Here is an 18,896-nt window from a genome sequence, read left to right on the forward strand (position 1 = left end):
CGAGAGCGACCACCAGGATCACCCGCGCGCACCCATGCCGACGACCCCGCCGTCGCAGAACGGCAGGGTCCGGGACGGCGTGGGTCTCAGGCGGCGGAGCCGGCCGAGGACGATGTCGAAGAAGACGACGAAGACGACGCCGACGAAGACGACGCCGGCGACTTCGAGTCCGAAGACGACGACTTCGAGTCCGAGGACGACGAGGACGGCTTCGCGGCCGGGCTGCTGCTCGACGACGCACCGCGCGAATCGTTGCGGTAGAAACCGGAGCCCTTGAAGACAATGCCGACCGCGGAGAACACCTTCTTCAAGGGGCCACCGCAGCTGGGGCAGTCGGTCAGGGCGTCGTCGGTGAACTTCTGCACCGCCTCAAGGCCCTCGCCGCAGTCCTTGCACTGGTACTGGTAGGTCGGCACTGTCTTCCTCCTGGCACTCTCACTCAATGAGTGCTAACGATGTTCCATAGTGACGCATTCCCGGGGATCAGTCCACCGTGACCGGCTCGCGGTGACCGACGCCACGCGCCACGGTACGGTTCCGGGCCCCCGCCACCAGCAGCGGACGCAGGGCGAGGATCGCGGCCAGCGCCGGTACGGTCCCGGCCATCGGCACCAGGAACCCGGCGCCCTCCCACAGCCGGTCCTCCCATTGTCCCGCCACCGTGACGGCGGCCGCCTGGCCCAGCGCGACCGCGCCGGTCAGCCAGGTGAACGCCTCCGTCCGGGCGCCCGCCGGCACCAGGTCCTCCACCAGGGTGTATCCCGTGATCAGCGCGGGCGCGACGCACATGCCGACCAGCAGGCCGAGACCGGCCAGCAGCGGCACCGAGTGCACCGTCCACAGCGCGGAGGCGGCCAGCGCGAGCCCCGCGTACCCGGCCATGAGCCGGCGCCGGGGCGACGACTTCCAGGCGACGGCGCCGCAGACCACGCCGGAGAGCATGTTTCCGGCGGCGAAGACGCCATAGAGGACGCCGTTCAGACCGGGCTCCCCGATGGACTCGGTGAACGCGGCCAGCGAGACCTGCATCCCGCCGAAGACCGCGCCGATGCCGAGGAACGCCACGCTCAGCACCCGTACGCCGGGCACCCGGAGGGCGGACACGCGCGCGTGCGTCTCGCCGGAGGCCTCCGCGTGCTTTCCGGCCGGCGGCTGCGTACCCCGCTGGGCGGCGAACAGCAGGCCGCCGACCAGGGTCAGCGCGGCCTCCGTGACCAGACCGGCCGCCGGCGTGACGGCGGTGCACAGGGCGGTGGCCAGCAGCGGGCCGACGACGAAGGTCAGCTCGTCCGTGACCGACTCGAAGGCCGTCGCCGTGCTCATCAGCGGCGAGCCCTTCAGCCGCGCGGCCCAGCGGGCCCGCACCATGGGCCCTACCTGCGGGACCGAGGCGCCGGTCGGCACGGCCGCCGCGAACAGCGCCCATAGGGGGGCGTGCGCCAGCGCGAGCGCGGTCAGGGTGAGCCCCGCCGCCGCGTGCACGACGACACCGGGCAGCAGCACGGCCCGCTGGCCCCAGCGGTCCGCGAGACGGCCGCTGTAAGGCGCGAACAGGGCCATGGAGACCCCGGTGACGGCCGCGGCGGCACCGGCGGCGCCGTACGAGCCGGTGGTGTGCCGCACCAGCAGCACGATGGAGATGGTGAGCATGGCGAACGGCTGGCGTGCGGCGAAGCCGGGGACCAGGAAGGTCCACGCGCCCCTGGTACGCAGCAGTCGCCCGTACCCCGGACGCGTCGGCTGCTCGGTGGTGACCGTGGATGCCACGGCCCGTGCCTCTCTTCCGCCTGGTAGCGCGCCCGTGCGGGGGGCACCGAGAGCCGTCCTCTTGCGCGCGGAACTGCGGTAGATACCGGTGGAGGTGCTCAGGTCCGGCCGCCATACGGTCGCGCCAGCTCTGCGTCAGACGAATCGGACAGAGTTGGTTCGATCAGATGCCCTGATCGTACAGGCGGTCCCCGCCGCCGGGCCCTGTGAGAACCAGCACCCTCAGTGCCGGTGCTCCTTGCCCCCGGTGCCCAGCCAGTCGGCCAGCTTGCCGCCCTGGGTGACCGCGCGCAGGCGCCGTTCGGCCTGGTCGCGGACCGGGTCGGTGGCGACCACCAGCAGCTCGTCCCCGTGCCGCAGCACGGTCGTGGGGGAGGGCACGAAGGACCTGCCGTCGCGTACGACGAGCGTGACGGCGGCACCCGGCGGCAGCCGCAGCTCGCCCACCTCCACACCGTGCATCCGGGAGTCGTCCGGCACCGTCAGCGACAGCAGATGGCCGCGCAGCCGCTCCAGCGGCGCCGACTCGATCCCGAGGTCGGACGCCGCGCCCTCCTCGCCGAGCCGCAGCTCGCGGGCCAGCCAGGGCAGGGTCGGGCCCTGGACCAGGGTGTAGACGACGACCAGCACGAAGACGATGTTGAAGAGCCGGCGGCTGCCTTCGACGCCGCTCACCATCGGGATGGTCGCCAGGATGATGGGGACCGCGCCGCGCAGCCCGGCCCAGGACATCAGCGCCTGCTCCTGCCACGGCACCCGGAACGGGGTCAGGCTCAGCACCACGCTCAGCGGACGGGCCACCATGGTCAGCACCAGTCCGATGATCAGCGCGGGCACCACGTCGTCGCCCAGCTCGTGCGGGGTCACCAGCAGGCCGAGCAGGACGAACATGCCGATCTGTGCGATCCAGCCGAGCCCCTCCGCGAACCCGCGCGTGGCCGGCCAGTGCGGCAGCTTGGCGTTGCCCAGCACCATCGACGCCAGATAGACAGCGAGGAAGCCGCTGCCGTGGGCCAGGGAGCCGGCCGCGTAGGCGGTGACGGCGATGGCAAGCACGGCGATCGGGTAGAGACCGGACGCGGGCAGCGCGACGTGCTTGAGCCCCCAGGAACCGATGAACCCCACCGCGAGGCCCAGGGCGGCGCCTATGGCCAGCTCCAGCACGATCTCGGCCAGCAGGACGTACCAGTGCTCGACCGGGCCCGCCTGGCAGAAGGCGACGACCAGGATGACCACCGGGGCGTCGTTGAAGCCGGACTCCGCCTCCAGCGTGCCCGTCACGCGCGAGGGGAGCGGAATCCTGCGCAGGACGGAGAACACGGCCGCCGCGTCGGTCGAGGAGACCACCGCGCCGACGATGAACGCCTGCCGCCACTCCAGCCCGACCAGATAATGCGCGCCCGCCGCCGTGGTGCCGACGCTGACCGCGACGCCCACCGTCGCCAGCACGGAGGCGGACGGCAACGCCGGCCGCACCTCCTTCCACTTCGTGCCGAGACCGCCCTCGGCGAGGATCACGACCAGGGCCGCGTACCCGATGACCTGGGTCATCTCGGCGTTGTCGAAGTGGATGTTCCCGATGCCGTCGGAGCCCATGAGGACGCCGATCCCCAGGTAGACGAGCAGACTGGGGAGCCCGCTGCGCGAGGAGATCCGCACGGCCGCGACCGCGACCAGGAGGACCAGCGAGCAGGCGAACAGGAGCTGGTCGAGGTGATGGACAGTCAGCGGCGCATCCCTTCGTTGGCCCGCGCGGGGGCGCACGTGGGCTCGCGTACACAAGACACCGAGGGGCGGCGGACCGCACCCGACTACTTCGTTACCTTACCTAACTCTTGACGCTTCCTTGACGCTCGGCTTGGCAAGATCGAACGCCCGTCCGCGCTGGTTCCCGACTCCGCGTCAAGTGGCTCAGGGCCCTGCGCCTATGGTTGCTCCAGCGCTCATTCATAGTCACAGCCCCGCCTGCCGCTCGCGTGAGGACAGCAAGGACAGCGATGCCCCCGAATACCACCGCCACATCGGGCGACAAGCCCGGCAAGTCCGGCAGGAAGAAGGGGCGCAAAGCCCGCCTTGTCGTGATTGTGCTGGTCCTGGCCCTCATCGGAGGCATAGCCTTCGGGGCGTTCTGGTCCATCAGTACGGTGCGTGCCTCCTTCCCGCAGACCAAGGGATCGGTCACGCTGGAGGGCCTCTCCGGCCCCGTCGACGTCAAGCGCGACGGCTACGGCATCCCCCAGATCTACGCCTCCTCCGACGCCGACCTGTTCATGGCGCAGGGCTACGTCCAGGCGCAGGACCGGTTCTACGAGATGGACGTGCGCCGCCACCTCACCTCCGGGCGCCTGTCGGAGATGTTCGGCAAGGGCCAGGTCAAGAACGACTCCTTCCTGCGCACCCTCGGCTGGGACCGGGTGGCGAAGCAGGAGTACGACACCAAGCTGGCGCCCGCGACGAAGAAGTACCTCCAGGCGTACGCCAAGGGTGTCAACGCCTACCTGGAGGGCAAGGACGGCCAGGACGTCTCGCTGGAGTACGCGGCCCTGGGCTTCACCGGTGACTACGAGCCCGCCGACTGGACCCCGGTCGACTCCGTGGCGTGGCTGAAGGCGATGGCCTGGGACCTGCGAGGCAACATGCGCGACGAGACCGACCGCGCGCTGATGACCAGCCGTCTGAGCCCGGAGCAGATCCGCGAGCTGTACCCGGACTACCCCTTCGACCGGAACAAGCCGATCGTGCGCGAGGGCCAGTACAGCGAGCTGGGCAAGACCTTCCAGCAGGACGGCGCCCCGTCAGGGACCGGCACGGGCACCCAGGGCACGACGGGCGGCACGGGTACGGGTACCTCCGGTACGGGTACTGGTACTGGTACCGGCACAGGCACAGGCACAGGCACAGGCACAGGCACAGGCACAGGCACAGGCACAGGCACTGGTACGGGTACGGGTACTGGTACCGGTATCACCGGCACCGGTACCACCGGCACCAGCACCGGTCTCGCCGGCCAGCTCACCGGCCTCACCAAGGTCCTCGACGACCTCCCCACCGCCGTCGGCGTCAACGGCCAGGGCATCGGCTCCAACTCCTGGGTCGTCTCCGGCGAGCACACGATCACCGGCAAGCCGCTCCTCGCCAACGACCCGCATCTCTCCGCCTCGCTGCCCTCGGTCTGGTACCAGATGGGCCTGCACTGCCGGAGCGTCTCCAGCAAGTGCCAGTACGACGTCGCGGGCTACACCTTCGCCGGGATGCCCGGTGTGGTCATCGGCCACAACGGCAGCATCGCCTGGGGCATGACCAACTCCGGTGTCGACGTCAGCGACCTCTACCTGGAGAAGCTCTCCGGCGACGGCTACCTGTACAACGGCAAGGTCCGCCCCTTCCGCACCCGTGAGGAGACCATCGAGGTCGCCGGGGGCGCGGCCAAGAAGATCGTGGTCCGGCAGACCGCCGACGGCATGCCGCTGCTCTCCGACCGTGACGACGAGCTGGTGGAGGCCGGCCGCAAGGCCGGCGTCGACACCGCGGCCCCCGACCGCGGCGACGGCTACGGCATCGCGCTGCGCTGGACCGCGCTGGACCCGGGCACCTCCATGGACGCGGTGTTCGCCATGGACAAGGCGTCCGACTGGACGAGCTTCCGCTCGGCCGCCGCCCTGTTCGACGTGCCCTCGCAGAACCTGGTCTACGCCGACTCCCGGCACATCGGCTACACCCTGCCCGGCAAGATCCCGACCCGCCGGGCGGGCGACGACGGTTCGGTGCCGGCGCCGGGCTGGGACTCCAAGTACCGCTGGACCGGCTTCCTGGACCAGGACGAGCTGCCCTTCGAGTACGACCCGAAGCGCGGCTACATCGTCACCGCCAACCAGGCCGTGGTCGACAAGGACGCGTACCCCTACACCCTGACCACCGACTGGGGGTACGGCGCCCGCAGCCAGCGCATCGCCGACCTGATCGAGTCCAAGATCAGGGACGGCGGCAAGGTCTCCACCGACGACATGCGCCAGATGCAGCTCGACAACAGCAGCGAGATCGCCAAGCTGCTGGTGCCCAGGCTGCTGAAGCTCGACCTGGACGACCCGGAGGTCCGCAAGGCGCAGAAGCTGCTGGAGGGCTGGGACTACACCCAGGACGCCGACTCGGCCGCGGCCGCCTACTTCAACGCCGTGTGGCGCAACATCCTCAAGCTCGGCTTCGGCGAGAAGCTCCCCAAGGAGCTGCGCGTCAAGGGTCAGTGCCTGTGGGTGGAGAAGGCCGGCAGCACCGGCCCGCTGGACGACCGGAGCAAGGTCCGCGAGTGCGGCGAGCGCGCCGCCGACCAGGCGCAGCCGGACGGTGGCGACCGCTGGTTCGAGGTCGTGCGCACCTTGCTGGACAAGCCGGACAGCCTGTGGTGGCAGACGCCGAAGTCGGGCAACCGCCCGGCCGCGCACAACCGCGACGAGCTGTTCACCCGTGCCCTGATCGACGCCCGCTGGGAGCTGACCGCCAAGCTCGGCAAGGACATCGACACCTGGAGCTGGGGCCGGCTGCACCGGCTGTTCCTGAAGAACCAGACGCTCGGCCTCCAGGGCCCGGAGCTGATCCAGTACGCGCTCAACCGCGGACCCTGGAAGCTCAGCGGCGGCGAGGCCACCGTCAACGCCACCGGCTGGAACGCCGCCGGGGGCTACGGAGTGGTGTGGGTGCCGTCCATGCGGATGGTGATCAACATGGCGGACCTCGACAAGTCCCGCTGGATCAACCTCAGCGGTGCTTCCGGACACGCCTTCAACGCCCACTACACCGACCAGACCGACAAGTGGGCCGACGGCGATCTGCTGCCCTGGTCCTTCTCCGCCAAGTCGGTCGACGGGAGCACGAAGGACACGCTGAACCTGCGGCCGTGAGGTCGAGATGACGGTACGAAGGCCCTCACGCGTACGCGGGTGAGGGCCTTCGCCCGTGTCGGGGGCGCTCAGGGGCGCGCGAAGCGGCGTACGCCCGTCGGGGTCACCACGGCGTGCACCGGGCGGTCGTGCGCCTCCGCGGGCACCCGCGTCACCACCTCCGTGTCGTACAGCAGTACGACGAGCGCCGGGCGCGCGCCCGCGTGCTCCAGGCGCGTGAGCACCCGGTCGTACGACCCCCCGCCCCGCCCCAGCCGTGTCCCGCGCGCGTCCACCGCGAGGCCGGGCAGCAGCACCACGTCCGCCAGCGCCACGGCGGCGGGGCCGAGAGGCGCCCCGGTGGGCTCGGCCAGCTCCATCCGCCCGCCGTGCCGGACCGCCGCCAGCGAGCCGGGTCCGGTGTACGCGCCCCAGTCGAGATCGTCGTCGGGCAGCAGCACCGGGAGCAGTACGCGGGTGCCCTGCCGGCGCAGTGCCTCCAGCAGCTCGGCGGTACCGGGCTCGGTGCCCGTCGAGACGTACGCGGCGACCGTGCGCGCGTCGGCGAGTTCGGGCAGCCGGAGCGCGTGCGCGGCCAGCGCGGAGCCCGCCTCCACGCGCTCAACAAGCCCCAACGCCCTTCTGTTCGCGAGGAGTTCGCGGCGCAGTTCGCGCTTTTCGAGGTCGGTCGCGCGTCCGTCGTATTTCAATGACCGTCTCGGTTTCTCTCGTCCGCCTCTATCACGTCCACCTAAGCGGAGCAGCAGATTCTCCGCAAAGGGCACCGGTTAGAGTGGCGCGCATGACTCAGTCGCATCCCAGGATCAGCAAGGCTGTCATCCCGGCAGCCGGGCTCGGCACCCGTTTCCTGCCCGCCACCAAGGCCACTCCCAAGGAGATGCTGCCGGTCGTGGACAAGCCGGCGATCCAGTACGTCGTCGAGGAAGCGGTCTCTGCCGGCCTTGAGGACGTGCTGATGGTCACGGGACGCAACAAGCGGCCGCTGGAGGACCACTTCGACCGCAATTACGAGCTGGAGTCGGCCCTTCAGAAGAAGGGGGACGCCGACCGGCTCGCGAAGGTGCAGGAGTCCAGCGACCTGGCCACGATGCACTACGTCCGCCAGGGCGACCCCCGGGGTCTCGGCCACGCCGTGCTGTGCGCCGCCCCGCACGTCGGCCACGAGCCCTTCGCGGTGCTCCTCGGCGACGACCTGATCGACCCCCGCGACCCCCTGCTCCAGCGCATGGTGGAGGTCCGGGAGCAGCACGGCGGCAGCGTGATCGCCCTCATGGAGGTCGCCCCCGAGCAGATCCACCTCTACGGCTGCGCGGCCGTGGAGAGCACCGAGGACGGCGACGTCGTCAAGGTCACCGGCCTGGTCGAGAAGCCGGACCCGGCGGACGCCCCGTCGAACTACGCGATCATCGGCCGCTACGTCCTCGACCCGCACATCTTCGACATACTCCGCAAGACCGAGCCCGGCCGGGGCGGCGAGATCCAGCTCACCGACGCCCTCCAGCAGCTCGCGGAGGACGAGAAGGTCGGCGGTCCGGTGTACGGCGTCGTCTTCAGGGGCCGCCGCTATGACACCGGCGACCGCGCCGACTACCTGCGTGCCATTGTCCGCCTCGCGTGCGAACGTGAGGATCTGGGCCCGGACTTCCAGGCCTGGCTGCGCAGTTTCGTCGCCGAGGAGATGTAGCAACGTTGAGCACCGCCGCGAACCGTCCCGTCGGACCGGACCACGTGTGGTCGGTGGACGAGCACCTGGAGGACATTCTCAGCACCGTCCGCCCGCTCGAACCCATCGAGCTCCAGCTCCCCGACGCGCAGGGCTGTGCGCTGGTCGACGACATCATGGTGCCGGTGTCCCTGCCGCCCTTCGACAACAGCTCCATGGACGGTTACGCGGTACGGGTCACGGACGTGACCGGTGCGAGCGAGGAGTTCCCGGCGGTCCTGGACGTCGTCGGTGACATCGCGGCGGGCGACGCCGCCCCGGTCCAGGTCGGCCCCGGCCAGGCGGCGCGCATCATGACGGGCGCGCCGCTGCCGCCCGGCGCCGAGGCGGTCGTCCCCGTCGAGTGGACGGACGCCGGGCTCGGCGGCGGTCCCGCGAGCGGTATGCGGGCCCGCGCCCAGGCGCCCGAGGGCGCCGAGGGGCAGGTCCGGGTCTTCCGGCCCGCCGGGACCGGGGCGCACGTCCGGCCCAGCGGCAGCGATGTGCGCGCCGGTGAACGGGCGCTCGCCGCGGGCACGGTCATCGGTCCCTCCCAGATCGCCCTGCTGGCCGCGATCGGCCGGGGTACCGTGCGGGTGCGGCCGCGCCCGCGGGTCGTCGTGATGTCCACCGGCTCCGAACTCGTCCAGCCGGGCGAGCCGTTGGCGCACGGCCAGATCTTCGACTCCAACAGCTTCGCCCTCGCCGCCGCCGCCCGCGCCGCGGGCGCCATCGCCTACCGGGTAGGCGCCGTCCCGGACGACGCGGACGTGCTGCGCTCCACCATCGAGGACCAGTTGGTCCGCGCCGACCTGCTGGTCACCACCGGCGGGGTCAGCGTCGGCGCGTACGACGTGGTCAAGGAGGCGCTCACCGAGGTCGGCGAGGAGGAGGGCGGCGGGGTCGACTTCCGCACGCTCGCCATGCAGCCCGGCAAGCCCCAGGGCTTCGGCGCGGTGGGCCCCGACCACACCCCGCTGCTGGCGCTGCCCGGCAACCCGGTGTCGTCGTACGTCTCCTTCGAACTGTTCGTACGCCCCGCCATCCGTGCCCTGATGGGCCTCCCGGAGGTCCACCGCCCGCGTACGCGGGCCACCCTCACGGTGGACGAGCCGCTGCGCTCCCCCAAGGGCCGCCGTCAGTTCCTGCGCGGCAACCACGAGGACGGCGAGGTCACTCCCGTGGGTGGCAGCGGCTCCCATCTGATCGCCGCGCTGGCCCACGCCAACGCGCTGATCGTGCTCCCCGAGGACACGACCGAGGCCGGGCCCGGCACCGAGGTCGAGGTCGTCCTGCTCGGCTGACCGCACCGCCCCCCGCGCGGGGCCACGAAGGGGTCCCGGCCCGGTGCCCGCGCCGACTTGGCGGTACCGTGGCGCGCACAGGAGGCCCACGCAACGCCCGCGCCGGCGGGCCGCGAAGGGGAAGCACCGCACACCATGAGTACGCACGACCGACTGACGCACATCGACGAGGCGGGCGCGGCCCGCATGGTCGACGTATCCGGGAAGGAAGTGACCGCGCGCACCGCCCGTGCCAGTGGCCGGGTGCTCGTGTCCCCGCGCGTGGTCGAGCTGCTGCGCGGTGAGGGGGTGCCCAAGGGCGACGCTCTGGCCACCGCCCGGATCGCGGGCATCATGGGCGCCAAGCGCACCCCGGACCTGATCCCGCTGTGCCACCCGCTGTCGGTGTCCGGTGTGACGCTGGACCTCGCGGTCACGGACGAGGGCGTGGAGATCCTGGCCACCGTGAAGACCACCGACCGCACCGGCGTGGAGATGGAGGCGCTCACCGCGGTGTCCGTCGCCGCGCTGACCGTGGTCGACATGGTGAAGGCGGTCGACAAGGGCGCCGTCATCTCCGACGTGCGCGTGGAGGAGAAGTCGGGCGGCAGGTCCGGTCACTGGAGCCGGGCGTGAGCGGCACCCCGTACCGCGCGCTGGTCGTCACCGCCTCCAACCGTGCCGCCGCCGGGGTCTACGCCGACAAGGGCGGTCCCGCCGTGGCCGAGGGACTCACCCGCCTCGGCTTCACCGTGGACGGACCCGAGGTGGTCCCGGACGGCGACCCGGTCGAGGCCGCCCTGCGCGCGGCCGTGGCGGCCGGGTACGACGCGGTCGTCACCACCGGCGGCACCGGCATCTCACCCACCGACCGCACCCCCGAGGCCACCCGCGCGGTCCTCGACCACGAGGTGCCGGGCATCGCCGAGGCGATCCGGGCGTACGGGCGCGAGAAGGTGCCCACCGCCGCGCTCTCCCGGGGCCTGGCCGGGGTCGCGGGCGGCACGCTGATCGTGAACCTGCCCGGTTCCAGCGGCGGGGTCCGCGACGGGCTCGCCGTGCTGGAGCCGCTGCTGAAGCACGCCGTCGACCAGCTCCGCGGCGGCGACCACCCCCGGCCCGACGCTCCGGGCCGCACGGGCGCCGGGGGTGCGAGCTGACCGGCAGATCGTGGCCCGTGGCGCTGGTGGACGGGGATGTCGTCCTGCGGCCGATAAGGGTGCGCGACCAGCGTGCCTGGCGCGAGGTCAACCGGCGCAACCGGGACTGGCTGCGCCCCTGGGAGGCGACCATCCCGCCGCCCACCCCGACCGGGCCGATCACCCGCCGGCCCACCTACCGCCAGATGATCCGGCACCTGCGCGCCGAGGCGGGGGCGGGCCGGATGCTGCCGTTCGTCATCGAGTACCAGGGGCGCCTGGTCGGCCAGCTCACGGTCGCCGGGATCACCTGGGGCTCCATGTGCTCGGGGCACATCGGCTACTGGGTGGACGAGTCCGTCGCCGGGCGCGGGGTGATGCCGACCGCCGTCGCGCTCGCGTCCGACCACTGCTTCCGCGCGGTGGGCCTGCACCGGCTGGAGGTCTGCATCCGCCCGGAGAACCGGCCCAGCCGCCGCGTGGTGGAGAAGCTCGGCTTCCGTGAGGAGGGGCTGCGGCCGCGCTATCTGCACATCGACGGCGCCTGGCGCGACCATCTGGTCTACGCGCTCACGGCCGAGGAGATCCCCGACGGTTTGGTGGACCGCTGGCGGCGCACGCGTGCGGAACGGCCGGGGAATGCGAACAGCACCGGAAATTGAATAACTGTTCGAATTAATCCCGGAGGCGACCGAGTCTGCCGTCTCTCTTGCCTGTCCCTTCCAACTCTCCTGCGTGTCTGTCGCATGTCTCTGGCATGTGTCCGGGCATTCAATTCCCCCCTTCGACGGTCCGCTGATCGCATCGGTCGCAAAAAAAGCTGGAAATATCAGCCTGATCGTGCGACACACCGACTCAATTGGCGGATGGCCTCGGGCAAACCCCTCTACCGTGTGAGGCGTGAGCAGCAGCGGCCTCATCTACGCAGTCATCGTCGGGGCCTGGGCCGCCTACTTGGTGCCGATGTGGCTCCGTAGGCAGGACGAGCTGAACGAGGCCCGTCCGACGGAACGCTTCAGCACCGCCATCCGGCTGCTGTCCGGGAGGGCGGGTATGGAGCGTCGGTACGCCAAGGACCTGCGGGCGCGCTCCACCCCGGAGGGGGAGCCGGACGCCGGTGACCCGGACGCCGCCACCGACTCGGTGGACGTCCGGGCCTTCGCCGTGCCTCCGACGCGCCGTCAGGTCCGGGCGGACATCGAGCCGGAGCGGCAGTCGCGGGCGGAAGCCCCGCGCGACCAGGCGGCCGTACCGGCCCCCAAGTCCCCTTCGTCCCCGTCCGGGCATGCGCAGCCGTCCCGCCCCGCGCGGGCGCCCGAACCCCAGCACGCCCCCGCACCCGCCCGGCGCACGCCCTCGGCGCAGACCGCGGCGGCGCGCGCCCAGCGCACGAAGGCGCTCGCCCGTAGGCGGCGCACCACCGTGCTGCTCTTCCTCGCCTTCACCCTCGGCGCGATCGCCGCCGCGGTGGGGGGCCTGGCCCTCCTCTGGGTACCGGCGGTGCCCGCCGTACTGCTCAGCGCGTACATCGGTTATCTCCGCCGGCAGGAACGGCGCCGGTTCGCGTTCCAGATGGACCGCAGGAGCGCCGAGGACGCGGCTGCGCGGCTGCGTGAGCGCGCCCGTCAGCCGCGCCGCCGCGAGGCCGCCGAGGCGGACGTCGTCGCCGGCGAGCCGGAGGAGGGAACGGGGCCGCACACCGACCCCGCGCTGTCCGCCGCCCTCGCCGCCGACCGGCGCGCGCTGGTCGAGCAGACCGATCACGCCGAGTGGGTCGACCAGCAGCGCGAGCGGCAGCGCCGGCCGGGCCACGGAGAGAGCTGGGACCCGGTCCCGGTGCCGCTGCCCACCTATGTGACCGCGCCGGTCGCCCCCCGTGCCACCGCCGATGTCGACCTGGGTGCCCCCGGCACCTGGAGCTCGGCCCGCTCCAGCGCCGTCACCCCGGACCAGCGTCCCGAGGTCCCGGCGGCCGGTCCGGCGCCGGCCGAGGAGAGCACGGAGGACGACCGGGGCGACGCCCGCCGCAGCGCCTCCGCCCGCCGGTCCCGCGAGCGCGGCCGCACCCCGCTGTTCGATCAGTACGAGGAGGGTGGCCGCCCCCGCGCCGCCAACGAGTGACCCATGCCCTGACCAGTCAGGGAGCGGATTTCCGAGCACCCCGATCGGGATGCTAGAGTTTCACTCGTTGCAAGGGCCTGTGGCGCAGTCTGGTAGCGCACCTCGTTCGCATCGAGGGGGTCTGGGGTTCAAATCCCCACAGGTCCACACAACATGAAGCCCCAGTCGGCGTAAGTCGGCTGGGGCTTCGGCGTGTTCAGAGCTGCTTCGCGTAGCAGAGGCTGTTGTCGTGGTGGCGGTAGTAGCCGAACTTGGCGCACGGGGCGTAGCCGCTGGAGGTGTACAGGGCGATGGCCTCGGGCTGTTCGGTGCCGGTCTCCAGGACCATGCGGGTACGGCCGGCCGCGCGGGCGTCCGCCTCCAGTTCCGCCAGGATGCGGCGGGCCAGGCCGCGGCCGCGCACCTGGGCGACGACGAACATGCGCTTCAGCTCGGCGTCGCCGTCCTGGTTGCCCTCCTCGTTCAGGTCCTGGCTGCGCCAGCCGCCCGTGGCGACCGGGCGGTCCCGCTCGTCGTAGGCGATCAGGTAGGTGCCTCTGGGCGGGTCGAAGTCGGCGGGGTCCAGGGCGGTGGCGTCGCCGCCGTCGCCGTAGCGCACGTGGTACTCGGCCTGGACCTCATCGTTGAGTTTCACGGCGTCGGGGTGGTCGAAGCGAACGCGGCGTATATTCATGCTGGGCATCGTACTTCTATGCGGTCGGCGGGCGTCGGACTCCACCAGTGTGCCGGTATCGTGCCCTGGTGCTGACTGTGACCTCGGTGAATGTGAACGGACTGCGGGCCGCCGCCAAGAAGGGCTTCGTGGAGTGGCTGGACCGGACCCCGGCCGACGCGGTCTGCCTCCAGGAGGTGCGCGCCGAGCCACAGCAGCTTCCCGAGCAGGTGAGGCAGCCCGAGGGCTGGCATGTCGTGCACGCGCCCGCCGCGGTCAAGGGCCGGGCGGGCGTCTCCCTCTACACGCGCCGTGAGCCCGACCGGGTACGCGTCGGCTTCGGCTCGGCGGAGTTCGACGGCTCGGGCCGCTATGTCGAGGCCGACCTGCCCGGTGTGACCATCGCCTCGCTGTATCTGCCCTCGGGCGAGGTCGGCACCGGGCGGCAGGACGAGAAGTTCCGCTTCATGGGCGAGTTCCTGGCCCATCTGAAGGGGCTGCGCGAGCGGGCCGCCGCCGACGGCCGCGAGGTCCTGGTCTGCGGCGACTGGAACATCGCGCACCAGCAGGCCGACCTGAGGAACTGGCGCGCCAACACCAGGAACTCCGGCTTCCTGCCCGAGGAGCGGGAGTGGCTGAGCCGGGTGCTCGCCCCCGGGGACGGCGGGTACGTGGACGTGGTCCGCGCCCTGCACCCCGGCGTCGAGGGCCCGTACAGCTGGTGGTCCTACCGGGGCCGTGCTTTCGACAACGACTCCGGCTGGCGCATCGACTACCACCTGGCCACCCCGGGCCTCGCCGCGAAGGCGGTCAAGGGGTACGTGGAGCGCGCGGCCACCCACCCCGAGCGCTGGTCCGACCACGCGCCGGTCACGGTGGTGTACGGGCGCTAGCCGCGCTTGGTGAGCCGCCGGTCCAGCGCCAGGGACAGTTCCGCCTCCACCACGCTGCGGGCCAGTGGGCGCAGGCGGTGCAGGGAGTCCTCGGGGGCGTGGCGCCGGATCAGCTCGGCGAAGAGGGCCGCGAGAGCGTCCGCGTGCTCGCGGACCCGGGCGCCCGCCGCCAGCACCTCGGCCAGCGGGATGCCCTCGCGGACCAGCGCCGAGGAGACGTCCAGCAGGCGGCGGCTGATGTGGACGATCTCGTCGCCGTCGGTGCCGAGGTAACCGAGGTTCATCGCGGCCGCCAGGTTCTCCGGGGTCACGTCGTCCTCGAAGCGGGCCGCCAGTTCCTCCGGGGTCAGCCGGACCGGCTCCTCCTCGGTGGGCGGGGCGACACCCAGCAGGTCGGCCACGTCCCGGCCGTGGTCCAGCGCCTCCGCCAGCTCGGCTATGCCGTTCAGCGTGTGCCCGCGCTCCAGGAGTGCCGCGATGGTGCGCAGACGGGCCAGGTGATGGTCGTCGTACCAGGCGATACGGCCCTCTCGGCGGGGCGGCGGGATCAGTCGGCGTTCGCGGTAGAAGCGCAGGGTGCGCACGGTGATCCCGGCGGCGCGCGCCAGCTCGTCCATGCGGTACTCGCGCCCGCCGGTCTGTCCGCCGCTGTGTCCGCCGTCTTCTGCCACGCCCGCAGCCTATGGCGTACCGCCGGTAACTTTCCTTCCCGCGCCCCCTACCGCTCGGTACGGAGCTGTTCTACAGTCCCATTGCGCCAGTGTTCACTGGCGGAGTCCGAGGATGCGTGGAGGCGTCGGGATGGCCGAGCACGAGCATGTACGGGTGGCGGTGATCGGGTCCGGGTTCGGCGGGCTGGGGGCCGCCGTGCGGCTGCGGCAGGAGGGGATCACCGACTTCGTCGTCCTGGAGCGCGCGGGCAGCGTCGGCGGGACCTGGCGGGACAACAGCTACCCCGGCTGCGCCTGTGACGTGCCGTCGCACCTGTACTCCTTCTCCTTCGCCCCGAACCCCGACTGGCCGCGCACCTTCTCCGGGCAGGAGCACATCCGCGCCTATCTGGAGCGCGTCGCCGACGACTTCGGGCTCCGCCCGCACCTGCGCTTCGACTCCGAGGTCGAGCTGATGACCTGGGACGAGGACGAGCTGCGCTGGGACATCGAGACCGCGAGCGGCTCCCTCACCGCCGACATGGTGGTCTCCGCCACCGGACCGCTGTCCGACCCCAAGATCCCCGCGATCCCGGGACTCGACTCCTTCCCCGGCCGGGTGTTCCACTCCGCCCGCTGGGACCACGACTACGACCTGCGCGGCAAGCGGGTCGCCGTGGTCGGCACCGGTGCCTCCGCGATCCAGATCGTCCCCTCCATCCAGCCCCAGGTGGGCAGGCTCACCGTCTTCCAGCGCACCCCGCCCTGGGTCATGCCCCGCGTGGACCGGGCCATCGGCGCCGCCGAGCGCAGGCTGCACCAGGCACTGCCCTTCACCGCGCGCCTGCGGCGCGGGCTGCTCTGGGGCATCCGGGAACTCCAGGTGCAGGCGTTCACCAAGCACCCCGGCGAACTCGGCCCGGTCGAGCGGCTCGCCAGGCGCAACATGGCCCGCGCCATCAAGGACCCGGCCCTGCGCGCCAAGCTCACCCCCGACTACCGCATCGGCTGCAAGCGCATCCTGCTGTCCAGCGCGTACTACCCGGCGCTGGCCCGGCCCAACGTGGACGTGGTGGCCAGCGGGGTCACCGAGATCCGGGGCTCCACCGTGGTCGCCGCCGACGGCACCGCGACCGAGGTCGACGCGATCGTCTTCGGCACCGGTTTCCACGTCACCGACATGCCCATCGCCGAGCGAGTGGTCGGCGCCGGGGGCAGGACGCTCGCCGAGGCGTGGCAGGGCGGGATGGCGGCGCTGCGCGGCGGTTCGGCGGCCGGGTTCCCGAACTGGCTGAGTGTGATCGGGCCCAACACCGGCCTGGGCAACTCCTCGATGATCCTGATGATCGAGTCCCAGCTCAACTACCTCGCCGACTACCTGCGCCGGCTCGACACCCTCGGCGGCCGCACCGCGCTCGACGCCCGCCCCGCAGCCGTCGACCGCTGGAACCGGCGGGTGCAGGAGCGGATGAGGCGCACCGTCTGGAACACCGGCGGCTGCACCAGCTGGTACCTGGACGCCGGCGGCCGCAACACCACCGTCTGGCCCGGCACCACCACCGAGTTCCGCCAGGCCACCCGCCGCGTCGACCTCACCGAGTACGAGGTGCTGCGCGGGCCCGCGCGGGCCGGGACGACCGCCGTCCGGAGCGAGGCGACCGCGTGAGCCGCGCCATGGAGATCCCCTCCACCGACGGCGCCCGGCTGCACGTGGAGGTGCACGGCCCCGAAGGCGCCCCGCCCGTCGTCCTCTCCCACGGCTGGACCTGCTCGACCGCCGTCTGGGCCGCGCAGACCGAGGAGCTGGCCCGCGACCACCGGGTCATCGCCTACGACCAGCGCGGGCACGGCCGGAGCCCGTACAACCCGGTCTGCTCCACCGACGCGCTCGCCGACGACCTCGAAGCGGTGCTCGCCGCCACCCTGGCGCGTGGGGAACGCGCGCTGATCGTCGGCCACTCCATGGGCGGCATGACGATCATGTCCGCCTCGGGCCGCCCCCGCTTCCAGGAGCACGCCGCCGCCGCGCTGCTGTGCAGCACCGGCAGCGGACGGCTGACCGCCGGCGCGCGCGTGGTGCCGCTGCGCGCCGGACGGACCCGCACCTGGCTCACCGGGCACATCCTCGGCTCACGCCCCCCGCTCGGACCGGTCACACCCCTGGCCAGGAAGATCCTCAAGTACGCCACCATGGGCCCCGGTTCGGCCCCGCACCTGGTGGACACCTGCGCCCGGATCGTGCACGCCTGCCCGCGCGCCGCCCGGCACGCCTGGGGCGGGGTGCTGGACGAACTCGATCTCGACCACGGCGTACGGCAGTTGACCGTCCCCACCGCCGTGCTGCACGGCAGCGCCGACCGGCTCACGCCGCCGTCACACGCCCGCGCCCTGATCGCGGAGCTGCCCGACTGCGCGGGCTCGACCGAGCTGTTCGGCATCGGCCACATGACCCCGGTGGAGGCACCGGAAGCGGTGACCGGCCGGATACGGGAACTCGTCAGCATGTACGTCACGGGGAGCATCCCCGTCACCCTGGAGGAGGGCGCATGAGCAGGGTCGGACTCGAAGGACAGGTGGCCGTGGTCACCGGCGCGGCACGCGGCGTCGGGGAACTGCTGGCCCGCAAACTCTCCGCGCGCGGCGCCAGGGTGGCGCTCGTCGGCCTGGAGGAGGACGAGCTGAAGGCCGTCTCCGGGCGGCTGTACGGCGAGAGCGCGTACTGGTACGCCGATGTCACCGACCACGAGGCGATGGGCCGGGTCGCCGCCGAGGTGAAGGAGCGGTTCGGCAAGGTCGACATCGTGGTGGCCAACGCCGGGGTGGCGAGCGGCGGTCCGTTCGCCGGCTCCGACCCGGTGGCCTGGCGGCGGGTGATCGAGGTCAACCTGATCGGTTCGGCCGTCACCGCCCGCGCCTTCCTGCCGGTACTCACCGAGAGCCGCGGCTATCTGCTCCAGATCGCCTCCCTCGCCGCGATCACCCCGGCGCCGATGATGACGGCGTACTGCGCCTCCAAGTCCGGCGTGGAGGCGTACGCGCACAGCCTGCGCGGCGAAGTCGGCCATCTGGGCGTGCGGGTGGGCGTCGCGTACCTGTCCTGGACCGACACCGACATGGTGCGCGGCGCCGACCAGGACGACGTGATGCGGGAGTTGAGGCAGCGGCTGCCGTGGCCGTCCAACAAGACGTACCCGCTGGGCCCGGCCGTCGACCGGCTGGTCGACGGGATCGAGCGGCGCTCGGCGCATGTGTACGGGCAGTGGTGGCTGCGTGGGATGCAGGGCGTGCGCGGCTACATGCCGGCGCTCATCGGCACCGTCGGACAGCGCGAGATGCGCCGGTACGCGGACCGGCTGACCGGCATGCGCTCCGGTCTGGTCGGGGCGGGCGGCGCGGCCGACGAGCGGGCCCGTACTACACAGCGTAACTGATCGACATGCGGAGGGTGTTCGCCCGTGTGAATCTGGTCGAGGCCCCACGGAGGGCCGACCCCGTCTCACCAGGGATGTGAACCCACATGGGTATGAAGGACCAGTTCCAGGAGAAGTCCCGCAAGATGCAGGACCAGGCCAAGGAGAAGGCCGGCCAGGCCAAGGAGAAGGCCGGGCAGACCCGCGAGAAGGCCGGCCAGCGCGGCCCGCAGGGGCGTGACCACCAGGAGCGCGCCCACCAGCCCCAGCGCGACCGCGCCGAGGGCGGCGTGCGTGAGGCGGAGGACCGCTTCGACCCGGACCACACCGCCTGACGCGGCAGCTCCGGCACAAGCCACGCGGCGGGGCACCCGGTACGTCCGG

The 18,896-nt window shown here is 72.1% G+C and carries 18 protein-coding genes and 1 tRNA gene; 13 read left to right on the top strand and 6 right to left on the bottom strand.

The window, feature by feature from the left end; all coding sequences use genetic code 11:
- Positions 1 to 86: 86 nt before the first annotated feature.
- The 3 genes from ACFWN1_RS03685 to ACFWN1_RS03695 form a co-directional block, all read right to left on the bottom strand.
- Positions 87 to 416, bottom strand: a complete 330-nt coding sequence (locus ACFWN1_RS03685) for an FmdB family zinc ribbon protein (RefSeq protein ID WP_384357798.1) — start codon at positions 414 to 416, stop codon at positions 87 to 89.
- A gap of 67 nt (positions 417 to 483) precedes the next feature.
- On the bottom strand, positions 484 to 1,767 hold the full coding sequence (locus ACFWN1_RS03690) for an MFS transporter (protein WP_384357800.1): 1,284 nt from the start codon (positions 1,765 to 1,767) through the stop codon (positions 484 to 486).
- Between the two features lie 222 nt (positions 1,768 to 1,989).
- Positions 1,990 to 3,531: a potassium/proton antiporter gene (locus ACFWN1_RS03695; RefSeq protein ID WP_384357802.1), complete on the bottom strand. Its 1,542-nt coding sequence runs from the start codon at positions 3,529 to 3,531 to the stop codon at positions 1,990 to 1,992.
- Positions 3,532 to 3,764: 233 nt separating this feature from the next.
- On the opposite strand from ACFWN1_RS03695, the gene ACFWN1_RS03700 reads away from it, so the two are divergent.
- Positions 3,765 to 6,662, top strand: a complete 2,898-nt coding sequence (locus tag ACFWN1_RS03700; protein ID WP_384357804.1) for a penicillin acylase family protein — start codon at positions 3,765 to 3,767, stop codon at positions 6,660 to 6,662.
- A gap of 68 nt (positions 6,663 to 6,730) precedes the next feature.
- Here ACFWN1_RS03700 and ACFWN1_RS03705 read toward each other — a convergent pair whose 3' ends face one another.
- On the bottom strand, positions 6,731 to 7,351 hold the full coding sequence (locus ACFWN1_RS03705; protein WP_384357806.1) for a 5-formyltetrahydrofolate cyclo-ligase: 621 nt from the start codon (positions 7,349 to 7,351) through the stop codon (positions 6,731 to 6,733).
- Positions 7,352 to 7,443: 92 nt separating this feature from the next.
- Here ACFWN1_RS03705 and galU point away from each other — a divergent pair, with 92 nt between their 5' ends.
- From galU to ACFWN1_RS03740, 7 genes are all read left to right on the top strand, one after another.
- Positions 7,444 to 8,346, top strand: a complete 903-nt coding sequence (gene galU, locus ACFWN1_RS03710) for a UTP--glucose-1-phosphate uridylyltransferase GalU (protein WP_384357808.1) — start codon at positions 7,444 to 7,446, stop codon at positions 8,344 to 8,346.
- A gap of 5 nt (positions 8,347 to 8,351) precedes the next feature.
- Entirely contained in the window at positions 8,352 to 9,668 is a 1,317-nt protein-coding gene (gene glp / locus ACFWN1_RS03715) for a gephyrin-like molybdotransferase Glp (RefSeq protein WP_384357810.1), read from the top strand.
- Positions 9,669 to 9,803: 135 nt separating this feature from the next.
- Positions 9,804 to 10,283: a cyclic pyranopterin monophosphate synthase MoaC gene (gene moaC, locus ACFWN1_RS03720; RefSeq protein WP_384357812.1), complete on the top strand. Its 480-nt coding sequence runs from the start codon at positions 9,804 to 9,806 to the stop codon at positions 10,281 to 10,283.
- On the top strand, positions 10,280 to 10,807 hold the full coding sequence (locus ACFWN1_RS03725) for a molybdenum cofactor biosynthesis protein B (protein WP_384357814.1): 528 nt from the start codon (positions 10,280 to 10,282) through the stop codon (positions 10,805 to 10,807). Before moaC ends, ACFWN1_RS03725 begins: the two co-directional genes overlap by 4 nt.
- Before the next feature lie 17 nt (positions 10,808 to 10,824).
- Positions 10,825 to 11,448, top strand: a complete 624-nt coding sequence (locus ACFWN1_RS03730; protein WP_384357816.1) for a GNAT family N-acetyltransferase — start codon at positions 10,825 to 10,827, stop codon at positions 11,446 to 11,448.
- 238 nt (positions 11,449 to 11,686) lie between these two features.
- Positions 11,687 to 12,907 carry a gephyrin-like molybdotransferase receptor GlpR gene (glpR, locus tag ACFWN1_RS03735; RefSeq protein WP_384357818.1) on the top strand — a complete coding sequence of 407 codons (1,221 nt, stop codon included), beginning with the start codon at positions 11,687 to 11,689 and terminating at the stop codon, positions 12,905 to 12,907.
- Positions 12,908 to 12,980: 73 nt separating this feature from the next.
- A tRNA-Ala gene (locus tag ACFWN1_RS03740) sits at positions 12,981 to 13,054 on the top strand.
- A gap of 49 nt (positions 13,055 to 13,103) precedes the next feature.
- On the opposite strand, the gene ACFWN1_RS03745 is transcribed toward ACFWN1_RS03740, so the two are convergent.
- Positions 13,104 to 13,580 (bottom strand): GNAT family N-acetyltransferase, encoded by a 477-nt coding sequence (locus ACFWN1_RS03745; RefSeq protein ID WP_384357820.1) that lies wholly within the window; start codon positions 13,578 to 13,580, stop codon positions 13,104 to 13,106.
- A gap of 68 nt (positions 13,581 to 13,648) precedes the next feature.
- Between ACFWN1_RS03745 and ACFWN1_RS03750 the strand changes: the two genes are divergently transcribed.
- Positions 13,649 to 14,452, top strand: a complete 804-nt coding sequence (locus ACFWN1_RS03750; protein WP_384357822.1) for an exodeoxyribonuclease III — start codon at positions 13,649 to 13,651, stop codon at positions 14,450 to 14,452.
- Here the strand turns inward: ACFWN1_RS03750 and ACFWN1_RS03755 are convergent.
- Entirely contained in the window at positions 14,449 to 15,069 is a 621-nt protein-coding gene (locus ACFWN1_RS03755) for a MerR family transcriptional regulator (RefSeq protein WP_384357834.1), read from the bottom strand. The two genes, ACFWN1_RS03750 and ACFWN1_RS03755, sit on opposite strands and share 4 nt — an antisense overlap.
- A gap of 184 nt (positions 15,070 to 15,253) precedes the next feature.
- On the opposite strand from ACFWN1_RS03755, the gene ACFWN1_RS03760 reads away from it, so the two are divergent.
- The 4 genes from ACFWN1_RS03760 (at position 15,254) to ACFWN1_RS03775 (ending at position 18,847) form a co-directional block, all read left to right on the top strand.
- A complete protein-coding gene (locus tag ACFWN1_RS03760; RefSeq protein WP_384357824.1) occupies positions 15,254 to 16,768 on the top strand; it encodes a flavin-containing monooxygenase in 1,515 nt (504 codons plus the stop codon).
- An 8-nt stretch (positions 16,769 to 16,776) separates the two neighbouring features.
- The gene (locus tag ACFWN1_RS03765) at positions 16,777 to 17,652 is read left to right on the top strand and encodes an alpha/beta fold hydrolase (RefSeq protein ID WP_384357836.1); all 876 of its coding nucleotides are present in this window, start codon (positions 16,777 to 16,779) and stop codon (positions 17,650 to 17,652) included.
- Positions 17,649 to 18,533, top strand: a complete 885-nt coding sequence (locus ACFWN1_RS03770) for an SDR family oxidoreductase (RefSeq protein ID WP_384357826.1) — start codon at positions 17,649 to 17,651, stop codon at positions 18,531 to 18,533. The genes ACFWN1_RS03765 and ACFWN1_RS03770 overlap by 4 nt, the downstream gene beginning before the upstream one ends.
- 86 nt (positions 18,534 to 18,619) lie before the next feature.
- Positions 18,620 to 18,847, top strand: a complete 228-nt coding sequence (locus ACFWN1_RS03775; RefSeq protein ID WP_384357828.1) for a hypothetical protein — start codon at positions 18,620 to 18,622, stop codon at positions 18,845 to 18,847.
- Positions 18,848 to 18,896: the final 49 nt, after the last annotated feature.

The sequence above is a fragment of the Streptomyces sp. NPDC058459 genome, from assembly GCF_042721685.1.
Lineage (GTDB): Bacteria > Actinomycetota > Actinomycetes > Streptomycetales > Streptomycetaceae > Streptomyces.